This window comes from Micromonospora sp. NPDC048947, from assembly GCF_040649495.1.
Classification (GTDB): Bacteria; Actinomycetota; Actinomycetes; order Mycobacteriales; family Micromonosporaceae; genus Micromonospora; species Micromonospora alfalfae.
In genome coordinates this window covers 298,193-311,830 of the sequence record NZ_JBEZFO010000006.1, presented here as the reverse complement: position 1 = coordinate 311,830, position 13,638 = coordinate 298,193, and the positions used below count along the sequence as shown (strand labels likewise).

The 13,638-nt window shown below is 69.5% G+C and carries 13 protein-coding genes; 3 read left to right on the top strand and 10 right to left on the bottom strand.

The window, feature by feature from the left end; translation table 11 throughout:
- The first annotated feature begins 125 nt into the window (after positions 1-125).
- The 3 genes from AB0B98_RS12035 (at position 126) to AB0B98_RS12025 (ending at position 3,143) form a co-directional block, all read left to right on the top strand.
- Complete coding sequence (locus AB0B98_RS12035) at positions 126-533, top strand: YciI family protein (protein WP_238668512.1); 408 nt, start codon at positions 126-128, stop codon at positions 531-533.
- Positions 534-541: 8 nt separating this feature from the next.
- Positions 542-1,687, top strand: a complete 1,146-nt coding sequence (locus AB0B98_RS12030; protein ID WP_357362433.1) for a DUF6596 domain-containing protein — start codon at positions 542-544, stop codon at positions 1,685-1,687.
- 430 nt (positions 1,688-2,117) lie between these two features.
- Entirely contained in the window at positions 2,118-3,143 is a 1,026-nt protein-coding gene (locus AB0B98_RS12025; RefSeq protein WP_357362402.1) for a glycoside hydrolase family 11 protein, read from the top strand.
- A 260-nt stretch (positions 3,144-3,403) separates the two neighbouring features.
- Here the strand turns inward: AB0B98_RS12025 and AB0B98_RS12020 are convergent, their stop codons facing one another.
- The 10 genes from AB0B98_RS12020 to AB0B98_RS11975 all read right to left on the bottom strand — a co-directional run bounded on the left by AB0B98_RS12020 (position 3,404) and on the right by AB0B98_RS11975 (position 13,630).
- Positions 3,404-4,930 carry a protein kinase gene (locus AB0B98_RS12020; RefSeq protein ID WP_357362400.1) on the bottom strand — a complete coding sequence of 509 codons (1,527 nt, stop codon included), beginning with the start codon at positions 4,928-4,930 and terminating at the stop codon, positions 3,404-3,406.
- Between the two features lie 59 nt (positions 4,931-4,989).
- On the bottom strand, positions 4,990-5,883 hold the full coding sequence (locus tag AB0B98_RS12015) for an SGNH/GDSL hydrolase family protein (RefSeq protein WP_357362398.1): 894 nt from the start codon (positions 5,881-5,883) through the stop codon (positions 4,990-4,992).
- 122 nt (positions 5,884-6,005) lie between these two features.
- Positions 6,006-6,680: a hypothetical protein gene (locus tag AB0B98_RS12010; RefSeq protein ID WP_357362396.1), complete on the bottom strand. Its 675-nt coding sequence runs from the start codon at positions 6,678-6,680 to the stop codon at positions 6,006-6,008.
- 76 nt (positions 6,681-6,756) lie between these two features.
- Positions 6,757-7,371 carry a dihydrofolate reductase family protein gene (locus AB0B98_RS12005; protein WP_357362394.1) on the bottom strand — a complete coding sequence of 205 codons (615 nt, stop codon included), beginning with the start codon at positions 7,369-7,371 and terminating at the stop codon, positions 6,757-6,759.
- Positions 7,372-7,479: 108 nt separating this feature from the next.
- Positions 7,480-8,037 carry a GNAT family N-acetyltransferase gene (locus tag AB0B98_RS12000; protein WP_357362392.1) on the bottom strand — a complete coding sequence of 186 codons (558 nt, stop codon included), beginning with the start codon at positions 8,035-8,037 and terminating at the stop codon, positions 7,480-7,482.
- Between the two features lie 199 nt (positions 8,038-8,236).
- Positions 8,237-9,643 carry a non-reducing end alpha-L-arabinofuranosidase family hydrolase gene (locus AB0B98_RS11995; protein WP_357362391.1) on the bottom strand — a complete coding sequence of 469 codons (1,407 nt, stop codon included), beginning with the start codon at positions 9,641-9,643 and terminating at the stop codon, positions 8,237-8,239.
- A 186-nt stretch (positions 9,644-9,829) separates the two neighbouring features.
- Positions 9,830-10,915, bottom strand: a complete 1,086-nt coding sequence (locus AB0B98_RS11990; protein ID WP_357362389.1) for a hypothetical protein — start codon at positions 10,913-10,915, stop codon at positions 9,830-9,832.
- Positions 10,916-10,972: 57 nt separating this feature from the next.
- The gene (locus tag AB0B98_RS11985) at positions 10,973-11,416 is read right to left on the bottom strand and encodes an OsmC family protein (RefSeq protein ID WP_357362387.1); all 444 of its coding nucleotides are present in this window, start codon (positions 11,414-11,416) and stop codon (positions 10,973-10,975) included.
- A gap of 25 nt (positions 11,417-11,441) precedes the next feature.
- Entirely contained in the window at positions 11,442-13,181 is a 1,740-nt protein-coding gene (locus AB0B98_RS11980; protein ID WP_357362385.1) for a multicopper oxidase family protein, read from the bottom strand.
- Positions 13,178-13,630, bottom strand: coding sequence for a DUF6220 domain-containing protein (locus AB0B98_RS11975; protein WP_357362383.1), 453 nt, complete (start codon positions 13,628-13,630; stop codon positions 13,178-13,180). Before AB0B98_RS11975 ends, AB0B98_RS11980 begins: the two co-directional genes overlap by 4 nt.
- Positions 13,631-13,638: the final 8 nt, after the last annotated feature.

The following is a 13,638-nucleotide window of genomic DNA, read 5'->3' as shown; positions in this document are numbered from 1 at the left end:
ATTCACCCGAGGTTAACCTGCGGGAGGAAAAAGATCGGACAGCCATGTCGAGAAATGCCGACCGGCTTCGTCCCCGGAGTGAACGTGACCACGATGGGTCGCAGCCAACACCGAGGAGCATCACGATGGCCAAGTACCTGCTGCTCAAGCACTACCGGGGCGGCCCGGCCGGGGTGAACGACGTACCCATGGACCAGTGGACGCCGGCGGAGATCTCAGCTCACATGCAGTACATGCGCGACTTCGCGGCCCGCCTCGAGGGCACCGGCGAGTTCGTCGACGCTCAGGCGCTCGCCCCGGAGGGAGCGTGGGTCCGGTACGACGGCGAGGGCCGCCCCCCGGTCACCGACGGCCCCTTCGCGGAGACCAAGGACCTCATCGCCGGCTGGATGGTGATCGACGTCGACAGCTACGACCGGGCCGTCGAGTTGGCCGGGGAGCTGTCGGCCGCTCCCGGGGCGGGCGGGAAGCCGATCCATGAGTGGCTGGAGCTGCGCCCGTTCCTGAGCGAGCCCCCCACCATCACGGAGTGACGGCTCCGATGGACGAGACGCTGCTGCGCAGTCTCACGCCGAGCGTCCTCGGGATCCTCGTCCGCCGCGGAATCGACTTCGCGGCGGCCGAGGACGCCGTGCAGGACGCCCTGGTCGAGGCGGTCCGGGTCTGGCCGGCCGACCCGCCGCGCGACCCGTTGGGCTGGCTGACCGCTGTGGCGTGGCGACGCTTCCTCGACGCGGCCCGGGCCGACACCGCTCGCCGTCGGCGCGAGGATCTCGTCGACGAGGAGCCGGCGCCAGGGCCTGCTCCCGCTGTGGACGACACGCTCCAGCTCTACTTCCTGTGCGCCCACCCGTCGCTGACGCCGTCGTCGGCGGTCGCGCTCACGCTGCGCGCCGTCGGCGGGCTGACCACCCGGCAGATCGCCCACGCCTACCTGGTGCCCGAGGCGACCATGGCGCAGCGCATCAGCAGGGCCAAGCGCACCGTCTCCGGGCTGCGGTTCGACCGACCCGGTGACGTCGCCACAGTGCTGCGCGTCCTTTACCTGGTCTTCAACGAGGGCTACTCCGGCGACGTGGACCTCGCCGCCGAGGCCATCCGGCTCACCCGGCAGCTCGCGGCCGCGATCGACCACCCCGAGGTGGCGGGGCTGCTCGCCCTCATGCTGCTGCACCACGCCCGGCGCGCCGCCCGGACCGCCCCCGGCGGCAGCCTGGTGCCGCTCGCCGAGCAGGACCGCGGCCGCTGGGACACCCGGTCGATCGCCGAGGGCGTCGAGATCCTGCAGGCGGCCCTGGCCCGCGACCAGCTGGGTGAGTTCCAGGCCCAGGCGGCTATCGCGGCGCTGCACGCGGACGCGCCGACCGCCGCGGAGACCGACTGGGTGCAGATCGTGGAGTGGTACGACGAACTGGCGCGCCTGACCGCGAACCCTGTCGTCCGACTCAACCGCGCGGTGGCGGTCGGTGAGGCCGACGGCCCCAGGGCCGGCCTGACGGCGCTCGCGGCGGTGGACGACGCACTGCCCCGGTACACGGCGGTGGCGGCGTACCTGCACGAGCGCGACGGTGATCTGGCAACGGCGGCGCGGTTGTACGCCGAGGCCGCCCAGCAGGCCCTCAACCTCGCTGAACGCGACCATCTGACCCGACAGGCCGCCCGGCTCAACGCCCTGCGTCGTCGCTGACCGCTCGGGCAACTGGAGCGGCTGCCCCTGCCACCGGCCACGACCGGGACACCTGGTCCGGAAAGTCTCCGGAACTTTCGGCGGCCCCACCCCGACCGTTGTTCGGCTGTTGCGACGCCGCGGTGACCGTCCCGGACTCTGATCGACTACTGACCTGGATGGATGCCGCTCCGGTGACGGCAGCGGTGTTGCCAGCCTGTTTCCGAAAATTGTTGACAAGTCGACGGCTGGGTTAATACGGTCGCCATCGACGGCGCTCGATTGTCGTCAGCACCAGCCACCGCGACCCACTTCTCCGATCGTCGTGCAGGACGACCGGCCCACCACCACCGAGCGGTACGACGCCGTGGCCGTCCCCCGACCACCGGCAGCCTGCCGAGGCGTACCGCGCCGCTGGCCCCCGCCAGCCGTCAGAGGAGGCAACAGTTCCATGACCGACACCAGCCACACCAAACCGAGAGGCCGCGGCCGTATGCGGCTGCTCCTGGGCGCCGCCTGCGCCGCCGTCGTGGCCGTCGCCGGCACGATGACGGCCACCAACGCGTATGCCGAGGCCGACCGGACCCTCACGTCGAACCTCACCGGCACGCACAACGGGTACTACTTCTCGTTCTGGAAGGACAGCGGCAACGCCAGCATGACGTTGCGCGCCGACGGCCGATACACCAGCAGTTGGGACAGGAGCACCAACAACTGGGTCGGCGGCAAGGGTTGGGCCACCGGTAACCGCCGGACGGTCACCTACTCGGGCAGCTACAACCCGGGTAACAACAACACCTACCTCGCCCTGTACGGATGGACGCGCAACCCGCTCATCGAGTACTACGTGGTGGAGAACTTCGGCAGCTACAACCCGAGCAGCGGTGCCCAGCGGATGGGTACTGTCACCACTGACGGTGGCACCTACGACATCCTCCGCAGCCAGCGGGTCAACGCCCCGTCGATCGACGGCAACCAGACGTTCTACCAGTTCTGGAGCGTCCGCCAGCAGAAGCGGTCGAGTGGCACCATCACCACCGCCAATCACTTCGACGCCTGGGCCCGGGCGGGCCTGAACCTCGGCACCAACCACAGCTATCAGGTGATGGCCACCGAGGGTTACCAGAGCAGCGGAAGCTCCGACATCACCGTCCGGGAGGGCAGCGGCGGCAGCAACCCGACCAACCCGCCCACCACCGGCAATCCGGGGACCGGAAACTGCAACGCGACGATCTCCGCCGGCCAGCAGTGGGGTGACCGGTTCAACCTCAATGTCGCGGTCAGCGGCACCAACAACTGGGTCGTCAGCCTCGGCCTCGGTGGCGGTCAGAGCATTCAGAACAGCTGGAACGCCGCCGTCAACGGCAACAGCGGCACCGTCACCGCGACGCCGAACGGCAACGGGAACAACTTCGGCATAACGATCATGGCCAACGGCAACTGGAACTGGCCGACGATCAGCTGCCGCACCAGTTGACCCTGATCAGTACCTGACATCGAAGCACTGGCGTGGCGGCCTCGGTCGCCACGCCAGTGCTGTGTTGCGCAGGCAACGCCCCGTCCGCCTCGGCATCCATGACGGCCTCGGACTGACCCCGCTCGACGTGCCCTTTGCTCTGCACCCACCGAGGCACCGCCGACCTACAACTGAATGGCGCTTCCGCGGGTGCAGAGCAAAGGGGGCGGATCTTCCTGCACGGTTCCAGTTGCGAGACCAAGGGGCGTTGCCGCCGCCCGTTACGCCTGCGGCACCTCGGTCTCTCCTCCGGCAGCCGATTCCTCCGCCGACGGTTGCGAGGTTTGGTCCGCCGCGGGGTTCTCCGCCGGGTTCTTCGTCGGCCCCGAGGTCGGCGGCGTTGTTGTTCCGCTCGTCGGGGCTTCCGTCGGGGCTTCCGTCGGCTCCGCAGGGGCACTCTCGGACGCGGTGGGACCGGGCGCATCGGTAGTGCCTCCACCGGACGGCGTCGACGGATCCACCGTCTCCTCGTCCCGGGTGGGCGTCGGGGTCGGGGAGCCGGGCGCCCGGACCGGCAGCCCCGCAGAACTGCGGGTGGCTGGTTCACCGCCACCCACGCCGGGGCCCGGTTCCCGCTCGGTCGGCACCGTTGGCGACACCGTGGGAGGCGTCGACGGTCGCCCGGTCGGGCCGGGCATGATCCCGATGGGATCGGCGAGCACCAGGACGGCAGCCGCGGCGGCCAGTGATCCGAGAAGCACCGCGAGCGCTCTGGGCCCAGGAGTGACGGCCCGGCCCACCGTGTCGCCGAGGGCCGACTGCCGGGCAGAGGTGACCTCGGTCCGCACCCCGATCTCGGTCGCCCCGGTGGCGGTGGACGGCAGGTGGTCGGACGGGTCCGCGAGTGTCTGCGCTGCCGTGGCCGTGTCCGCTGCCGTGGCCAGGTCCGCTGCCGTCGGGAAGCGGTTGGCGGGCTCCTTGGCCATCGCTGTGGCGACCACCCGCCGGACCTCCGCCGGAACGTCCTCGGGCAGCGGCGACGGTTCCTCCTCGAGGTGCCGCAGCGCCACCGCGACGGCAGTCTCGCCCTGGTGCGGTGGCCGGCCGGCGAGGCAGTGGTAGATGACAGCCCCCAGCGCGTAGATGTCGATCGCTGGTGTTGTCTCGTTCTTCGCGACCTGCTCGGGTGCCATGTACAGGGCAGTGCCGACGATCTGGTTCGTTCCGGTCAGGCTCGTCGCTTCCTGCGTCACCGCAACACCGAAATCGACGAGTACGACGTGTCCGTCCGGCTCGATGATCAGATTGCTGGGTTTGACGTCACGATGGACGACACCGGCGTCATGCGCGGCCTGCAACGCTCTGGCGGACTGCACGGCGATCGACATCGTCTCGGCCACGTCCAGCCGGCCGAGTTCGGCGATCCGCTCCGACAGGGGCTGCCCCTGCACGCACTCCATCACGATGTAGGCGAGGACCAGCGCTCCGGATTGGGACACCTCACCGTAGTCGTAGACCTGGGCGACACCTGGGTGACGCAGGGCCGCCATTGCCCGCGCCTCGCGCCGGAACCGCTCACCGAAGCCGCCGTCGGTAACCAACCGTGGGTGCAGCATCTTGACCGCCACGCAGCGGTCGAGTGTTTCGTCGACCGCCCGCCACACGTCACCCATTCCGCCGCTGGCGATGCTTTCGACCAGGCGGTAACGGTCTCCGACGACTTGCCCCACATTCGGCATAGCTTTCGGTACCCCGTACTCCTCGATCTCAAGCACGTCGAGGCTGGGCACCGCGTCGCGTCGGTGCACCGCAGGCCGAGCCCGCCCCGCCGCTGCCGGCGGGGCGGGCTCGGCCGTCTACGGCATGGTCAGCCGTTCAGCCTGGCAATCAGGGCGGTGGCCATGCCCTGCTCACCTCGGGCGTTGGGGTGGAACGGCGCTGCCGAGTTCTGCGGCACCAGACCCTCGACCCACCGGGTGCCGCTGCCCTTGCACGAGTCGCGGCCGATCGACGGGGTGTAGACATCGGCGTAGGTGGCGCCGTTGGCGCTCGCGACGCTGGCGAGCATCGCGTTGAGCGACTTCTCGACACCACGCAGGTACGGCACGTCCTGGTAGGCGATCGGAACGACCGGCCAGCAGCCGTAACCGCTGTCCGGCAGGATCGCCGGATAGCCGAGCACCACGACCCGCGCGCCCGGTGCGGCCTGCCGGACCGCCTGGAGCACGGCGGTGATCTTCGGCGTGGCGGCGACGATCCGCGCCTGCAACTGGTCGACACCTCCGGCGGTGTACCGGTTCTTGCACGGAGAGCCGAGCGGGCTGCTGACGCTCGCCTGCGCGCAGTCGCCGATGATGCCGGAGAAGCCGATGTCGTTGCCGCCGATCTGCACCGTCACCAGCGACGTGTTCGACGTGACCGCGTTGAGCTGCGGCGGCAACGTGATGCCCAGTTGGCCGCTACCGCCGTAGAGGATGTCGTCAGTGGTGGCGCCGGAGCAGCTCACGTCGGCGAACGACGACGAGCCGGCGGACGCCGCCACCAGCGACGGGTAGTTGCGGTTGGACCGCAGGCAGTTGAGGTCGACCTGGGTGGGAATCAGCGGGCCGGCTGTGTACGAGTCGCCCAGCGCGACGTAACGGCCGGTGGGCACGGCGGCGCTGGCGGGGGTGGCGACGGTGAGCAGCACGCCGGCGGTGGCGAGGGCGAGTGCTGCCAACCGGGTGGCTGCCCGCAGGCGGGGCAGGCGGGGACGGGTCATGGCGCCTCCCAGGAGGGATCAGGGGTGGTGGTGCCCGAGATCCTGTCGCCGTCGACGCCCACCGTCAATATCGATGGACCTCACTAAATGTCGGTCCGAAGTGTGGAATAAATCGGTGGTGGTCAATCAATCGGCGCGTACCACCGGGCACCGGTGACCCGGATCCGTCGAGACTGCTTGCGGTTCCACTCCACCCGCATGCCGTACTTGCGGAGCACCGGAAACGCGACCTCGTCCAGCAGCCGTTCCAGGTCGGCCTGATAGTTGGCCTGCTGCTCGGCTTCCGACAGCCCCGCGTAGGCGACCTCGTCGAAGTCGGCCGAAGGGTAGACGCCATAGCCGAGATAGACCTCGCCGTCCTCGCTGGCGAGCAGCGACTCGGTGTCCTGCTGGTGGTACCAGAGAAACCCGCGCCAGTGCCGAGAGTCGTCCCGCTCGTCATGGATCTCGGCACTCGCGCAGGTGCCACAGCAGCTGAAGTTCTCCCGCGCCAGCACCCCCAGCTCGTTGAGCTCGACGAAAGCACGGGTGAGGTTGCCGCGCACCTCACCCCACTCGCGCTGCTGCTCCCGCCGAACCGCCAACGCCGTCTCGTGCGCCGCTCTGAGCTCGTCGTCCGTGGCGCCGCAGCGCTCGTCCGCGTCGTCGAAGAAGTCGACGAACTCGTCCGCGTCGGTCTCACCCCGCACGACCCAGGCCCACAGCTCGTCCTCGACGGCGGTGCGGCCCGGCTCCGGGATCCGATCGGTGAGGAACCTGACGCCTACAGGGCGATCGTTGTACGTCCACTCAGTCACGACGCGATCTTCACATGGGCCTGTGACGGCCTTGGTCGGAGAACGGCCGGCGCGGCGGCCGTCCCCGAAACACGCCCTAGTTTCCAGCCGAAACCTGGTCCTTGATCTCCTCGTAGCCGACCGGAGTCGGTGCCGTGCCCGGCGCGTAGATCACGCGAAGGACGCCGGTCGGGAACGCCTCCGTTGCCACCAATCGCAGGTGGTACGCCGCGTCTCCCTCGTCGAACAGCTTGCGGCCCTTGCGCGCGGCCACCGGATGCACCAACAGACGCAGCTCGTCGACCAGGCCGGCGGCGAGCAGTTGCTGCACGACGGAGATCGACCCGGGAATGAGGACTCCCCGGACGCCGGCATCGGCCTTGAGCGCGGTGACGGCGTCGAGGAGGTCCCCGTCGATCAGCTCGGAGTTGCGCCAGGAGAATTCCAGCGGCTGGCGCGAGACGACGACCTTGCGCATGTCGCCGAGTTGCTTGGCGAACGGCGCGTCGTCGCCACCCGCGGCCTCCCGACCGGGCCAGGCCCCTGCGAAGCTGTCGTACGTCTCGCGGCCGATGAGCAGCACGTCGGCGGCGTCATAGTCCTCGGTGACGGCGCGGCCCATGTTCTCGTCGAAGTACGGGAAGTGCCAGTCAGGGTCGATCTCGGCCACGCCGTCGGCCGAGATGAACAGCGTGGAGATGACCTTTGCCATCGCGGGGGATCCCTTCGAGTCGGGTGATGTCGGTAGGTCGACCGGCGCATCGTCCCAAACTCGTCAACCACGGGCCGCCCCGATGGCGCGTGTCGTATCCCGTCTTTGTCAGTCAGACGTCACGGGAGCGATCCAATGCCATGTTTCGAGCAGCTTCGCCTGCCCCAAACCATTCGTCCTCTCGATGGCGTCATCGTCGCTCCGGACGTATCCGGCGGACTCAGCGACCCGCTGCGAGGGCACATTGCCCCGCACGATGCTCAGCCGCAGTCGGGGGAAGCCGAGTTCTTCGTGGCAGAACCTCGTCATCAACCGCAGAGAACGCGACGCCACACCTCGGCCGCGGTGCGCCGGGCCGATGGCGTACCCCAGCACCCCGCTCGCCACGTGTAGTGCGACGAGGCCAAGCGGCTCCCCGCCGTCCCGCGTGACGGCCAGGTCGAGAATGCCCTGGGTACGGCGCCGCCGAATTCTGCCCAGAAAGGCGTCCGCGTCGAATGGAGAAGGAATGTCGGTGTTCGCGGCGATGTCCGGCGCGTCGAAGAGGCCGGGCATGTGCGGCAGGTCGGCGTCGAGCCAGTCCCGCAGCACAATCCCCTCTCCGTTCAGCACAAGAGGGGAGGCGATTGGATCGACCGCCGACGAAATTGTTGATTCGCAGCTCACACAACATCCTTACACGGACGTCGTCGCCGGCCTCAGCGCCGCCGTTGCGTGATCGACTCGCGTTCAAGAAAGTCGCGGCGTCAGGACGATCGGGATACCGCGACTTCCATGAACCCGAGTGGATCAAGCGCGCCCGGCGTGGTGCGGGGCGGGCTCGGCGTGACGCCGAGCCCGCCCCTTGCGGGTCAGTCGAGCATGATCAAACCGGGCGCTGCAGGGTCAGCAGACCCGGCCGGTACGGCAACAGGCCGTAGTCGCCGCCGGAGCTGGGGGAACGACCCTGGTAGAGCAGTTGCAGGTTGCAGGCGTTGACGGTCATGGTCTGGTCGGCGTTGGTGCGCAGCAGCTCACCGTGGCTGATGTCGTTGGTCCAGGTGGCGCCGCTGTTGGCCTTGCCGGCGAACGGGTTGCTCTCGCTGGTGGCCTGCGGCGTCCATGAGCCGCCCAGGCTGGTGGCCGTGAACGAGCGGAAGTAGCGACCCTGCGAACCGATCGCCTCGACGATCATGAGATAACGGGTCTGGCCCTGGAGCTTGTAGACCTGAACGGCCTCGAAGAGGTTGTTGGTGGTGTCGCTCATGATGGTCGTGTAGTTGGAGCCGAAGCTGCCCGGGAAGTTGCCGATCGGCATGCTGGCCCGGTAGATCTTGCCGTTGTCACCGGCGAAGAACAGGTACATGTTCTGGTCGTCGCCGATGACCGCCTGGTCGATCGGGCCGGTGCCCGAGCCGGTGATGCTTCCGCTGAACAGCGTCTGCGCCGCCGACCAGCCGTTCGGGTTTGTCGGGTTGGTCGAGGTCCGGTAGGAGAACGCTGGACCACCCCACTGGTAGGTGAGCACCCAGATGTTCTTCGGCGCGAAGTAGAACAGCGACGGTGCGACTGTCGCGTTGTTCATCGCGTTCTGGCTGGCTGAGCCCATCTGCGAGTAGTTCGTGAAGAGGCCGAAGTTCATCGAGCCCCACCGGGTGCCGGTGTCGTGGGTGGTGGCGTAGACGAGTTGCTGGCCGTTGTAGGGGGCGACGGTGAAGTCCTTGAGTGACACCCAGCCCGACTTCGGGGTGGCCAACACCCCGGTGGAGGACCACCGGTACGTCGAGGGAAGGTTGCACGTCTCGCTCGGCGGCGGGGTCGTCGGCGGCGGATCGGTCGGCGGCGGGTCAGTGGGCGGCGGGTCGGTCGGCGTCGTGCCACCGGTGCAGGTGACACCGTTCAGGGCGAAGCTCGTCGGTGCCGGGTTGCTGCCCGTCCAGGACCCGTTGAACCCGAAGGACACAGTGCCGTTGGCCGGGACCGCACCGTTGTAGCTCACGTTCTTCGCGGTCACCGCCGACCCGCTCTGCGTCAGCGACGTGTTCCAGGCCTGCGTCACCGTCTGCCCGGCGCCGTACGACCAGGTCAACGTCCAACTGCTCAACGGGTCACCCAGGTTCGTGATCGCCACGTTGGCGCCGAAGCCGCCCTGCCACTGTGACGACACGGCGTAGTTCACCGAACAACCCTCAGCCGCGGCGCCGGCCGGCAGCGCCGCGACAACTGTCGACGACACCAGTAAGCCGACGCCGGCCGCAACCAGACCGACATTGGTGGCTCTGGATCTGGTCATATAGCACCCTCCTCGCGGGACGGCGGCCTATACATTGATGGTGGTCGCTGTGTGGTGACCGATTGTGAGCGTTAACAGGCCGCGTCAGGTATGTTACGGGAGCGCTCCCATACCCTCAACAGCATCTATCCCTCGTTCTCGCCGACGCCGACTTTGCCGGTGTGTCTGGCCCGGCAGCGCCCTTCCTCAGACGACGGTGAGGGTGAGGACACCAAACTGGTTGCTCCGCTGCACGTAGTGCGGCAGATAGAACTTCCACGTCACAGTCAGCTCCCGCCCGGCCCGCATCGAGGCCGGCACCTCGGCGACCATTTCGAACACGGCAGTGCCGCCGGCGGGGATCTGCGGAAGCGCGAGGCAGTTCAGTCGGTACAGCTGGGCCGAGTTCACCGCGTCGTTTGTCGCGTCGCCGAGCGAGAACCGTTCCATCAGGTAGGCCGGGCACGGGTCCAGCGCGAGGGGGCCGTCGGTTGGGTTCCCCAGCGTCACCCGGAAGCTGAGCCGCGACCCGGCGACGGCTGTCGTCGGCCCCTTGACCGCGACGCTGAGCTTTTCGAGCGGCGAGGACGGGGGCTTCGACACCGTCACCGGGTCGGTGAACCCGCTCGCGGACAGCGTCCCCCGCGCGCGGGGGTGGACCCCCTCCCCCTGCGGACAACCCGGACGCTCGTCGGCGGTGACCGGTGCGCGCAACCTGCCGCCGTTGTGCGGCAGCTCGATCGCGAGCTCCAGCGACCCCTTCACCGGCTGACAGAACGGCCCGGACCAGTCCAGGCGCAGGCTGGCGTTGCCGCCGGCCGGCACGGCGACCACCCGGGTGCGGCCCTCCTCGTTGATGTCGTGGGTGTAGAGCATCGCAACCTCACGGCCGCCAGCGAGCATGGTCGTGGGCACCTCGCCCTGCAGGGTGCACTCGACGGTCGACGAGTTCCGCACGTCCACTTCGCCGATGAGCTTGCCGATGGCGGCGTCGAAGCCCCGCGGCGTCTCACCGCCGGTGCCGGGCCGCGTCCAGGTGGTGAGCCGGCCGGTCAGCTGCTCCGCCCGGCACGGTCTGCTGCCGGCACCCGGCGTTCTCGGCGCGGCAGGGCGGCCGTTGAGGTCCTCGTCGGTGATCTTCAGGTCGGCCCAGGGCACACTGCCGTCGGCGAGCAGCTCGGTGGGCGCCGGCTCCGCGACCGTCGGGTCCGAGTGACCCGGACGGGCGTTCGGGTCGGCGCACGCCGCCACCACGGTGAGGACGATCAGCAGTGGCACCAGTAGTCGACGCATGCCGTCACCCTCACACAGACGAACCACACGGGCCTGAGTAGCGGTGCTCAGCGCCGATCAGTCTCCGGTCGGCCCGGGGCCTTCGGCGATCGCTACGGGAGTACCGAGCTCGACGGTACGGGAGACCGTGCACAACCGATCGTGTGACTGCTGCAACGACCGGGGCAGCGCCGCACGGGCCGCGTCGCCCTCCGCGCCCTCCGGGAACGTCACTGTGAACTCGACCCTCAGGTTCCGCATCCGGTTTCCGCCGGCCTCGTCCCGGATCTTGTCACCGGTGACGGCGACGGCGAACCCGGTCGGCTCGGCTCGACGACTGGTGATGTGGTCCACGTCCACAGCGGTGCAACCGCCGATGGCGGCCAGCAGCAACTCCACCGGTGTGAAACTGCCGTCCTCGCCAGTGCCCAACGACAGCGACCCGCCGCGGGAGTTCCGCACGACGTAGTTGCCCAGGCTGGCGCGCTCGATCGCCACCGAGCGGAAGGTGTCCTCAGTCATGACAGAAAACTACCCGCCTCAGCGATCACGAGTACATGAGATGCAGCGTCATCCCGGCATCGGCGTGCGCCAGGTTGTGGCAGTGATTGGCCCACATCCCCGGGTTGTCGGCCCGGAACGCCACCTTCCACACCTCGCCCGGACGGACGTCGAACGAGTCCAGCCACAGCGGGCTTTCGGCCGCCGGCTCGCCGTCGCGGGCCAGCACCAGGACGTGGTGGCCGTGCAGGTGCCACGGATGCACGATCTGCGACCGGTTGACGATCGTGAACCGTACGACGTCACCCAGGCGTACGACCTGCGGTGGAATGTCAGGATCGGCCGCGCCGTTGACCGTGTGGGCCCAGCGCGGCACCAGTCTGCGCAGGTCGAGGCCCCGGTCGAGAACGAGGGTGAACGTCTTGTCGAACCGGGACCAGGGCACCGGGGCGGTCGTGCCGTAGCCGAGCGGATCGAGCACCGGCCAGGCGCCGGTCGCCGTCGACACCGGGCCGGTCGAGTAGACGGCCCGCCCGTCGACGAACAGCGCCACCGGGGTCGCCGGCGCGTCGAAGACCAGGTCGTAGCGGCCCCCGGCCGGGATCAGCACCGCGGTGTCGACCAGCGGCGTCGGGCCGCGCAGGTCGACGCCGTCGATCGCCGCCACCCGGTACGCGGTGCCGGCCAGGGCGTACCGGTGCGTCGTGCTGTCGGTGTTGATCAGCCGCAACCGCACCGGCAGGCCGGCCTCGACCTGCTCCACCTTCGGCGCGGGCAACGGACGGCCCGCCAGGGTGTGCACCGGCACTGTGACGTCGAGGCCGCTCACCGGGCCCGGTCGCACCACCAGCACGCCGTAGAGACCCATCCGCACGCCGACATCGGAGGCCGAGTGCGTGTGGTACCAGTACGTTCCGGGCTGGTCGGCGCGGAACCGGTAGACAAACTCCTGCCCGGGCCGCACCGCCGCCTGTGTCACCCCTGGTACCCCGTCCTGGTCGTTCGGCACGTCGTACCCGTGCCAGTGCAGCGTGACGCCGCGCCCGATGTCCCGGTTGCGCAGCGTCACCTCCAGGACGTCGCCGACGGTGGCGCTCAACTCCGGTCCGGGGACCTGCCCGTTGAACGCCCACGCCGCGACGTTCCGGCCGCCCGCGTCCACAGTGGCGGTCGCGGCGGTCAGGGTGAACCGCCGGCTGGGTTCGTCGGCGATGCGAGCCGCCGGAGGACCATGATCGTGTGGTTCGGCCGGCGCGGCGCCCGGGGCGACGGTCAGCCCGGTTCCGGTCAGCAACGCCGCGACCGCCACCACGAGGGCTGACCGGGACACCGCCCGGGGCGGGCGCGCGCCGAGCGCACGCGCCGATATCACCGTGGCCGCCACGACCCCGGCGACCGCCAGCAGCCCCGCCCCGGCCGACGCCGGATAGCCGTGCAGGACCGTCACGAGCAGGGCGCCGCTCGTGGCGTACCCGGCGAAGAGCAGCGGAACCGCGACGGACCGGATGTCACCCGGGGCCCGCAGCAGCCGCGGACCGGCGACGCCCACCGCCGCCACCGACAGTGGGGCCGCGATGAGGACCTTCTCCGCGGCGAACCACCAGCCGGCGCGGGCGAGGGCGGTGATGGTGATCGCGCGGGCGAGCGTGGCGAGCAGCGCGACGGCCGCCAGGCCCAGTGCGAGCGGGCGGCGGCGGACGGCGGACGCGGCGCCAGCCCCCAGCCAGGCGCCGGCCGCGAGGACCGCGATCACGAGGTCGGCCACGAGCACCGACCCGGTGCTCACGCCGGCTCTCCTTCCCGAGTGACCAACCGAGCCGCGCCGGCGGGAGCCGGGACGGTCAACTGTCGCGCCGCCCGATGGACGCCGACCACGACGTGCACCGCGATGATTCCGTTGAGCGCGTGCAACCCACCGATGGTCAGGCCGAGCGGGGTGCTGACACCCGACGCGTCGGTGGACGCCTCGGCCAACATGGCGATGAGCGGCTGGAGGAGGACCAGACCGATCGGCAGGATCGCCAGTCCGATGACTTTTCCCGGTGCCTTCGCCAGCGCGGCGAGCACTGCGGTGAGCACAGTGAGAATCGGGATGACCGCCATGCCGTTGACGCTGTGCAGCGCGTACGCGTCGTCGCTGGCGGGTCTGGTGAACCCGCCCACGGCGGCGAGGACGAACTGCACGGCGAACGCGACGAGCAGCAGGGCGCTGACGATGACGAGAGCCTTACGCACGAAATTAC

What these genes read in the sequence shown, in the direction of transcription:
- AB0B98_RS12035 (WP_238668512.1), top strand. Translation starts at nt 126, where the DNA reads ATGGCCAAGTACCTGCTGCTCAAGCACTACCGGGGCGGCCCGGCCGGG.
- AB0B98_RS12030 (WP_357362433.1), top strand. Translation starts at nt 542, where the DNA reads ATGGACGAGACGCTGCTGCGCAGTCTCACGCCGAGCGTCCTCGGGATC.
- AB0B98_RS12025 (WP_357362402.1), top strand. Translation starts at nt 2,118, where the DNA reads ATGACCGACACCAGCCACACCAAACCGAGAGGCCGCGGCCGTATGCGG.
- AB0B98_RS12015 (WP_357362398.1), bottom strand. Translation starts at nt 5,883, where the DNA reads ATGACCCGTCCCCGCCTGCCCCGCCTGCGGGCAGCCACCCGGTTGGCA.
- AB0B98_RS12005 (WP_357362394.1), bottom strand. Translation starts at nt 7,371, where the DNA reads ATGGCAAAGGTCATCTCCACGCTGTTCATCTCGGCCGACGGCGTGGCC.
- AB0B98_RS11995 (WP_357362391.1), bottom strand. Translation starts at nt 9,643, where the DNA reads ATGACCAGATCCAGAGCCACCAATGTCGGTCTGGTTGCGGCCGGCGTC.
- AB0B98_RS11990 (WP_357362389.1), bottom strand. Translation starts at nt 10,915, where the DNA reads ATGCGTCGACTACTGGTGCCACTGCTGATCGTCCTCACCGTGGTGGCG.
- AB0B98_RS11985 (WP_357362387.1), bottom strand. Translation starts at nt 11,416, where the DNA reads ATGACTGAGGACACCTTCCGCTCGGTGGCGATCGAGCGCGCCAGCCTG.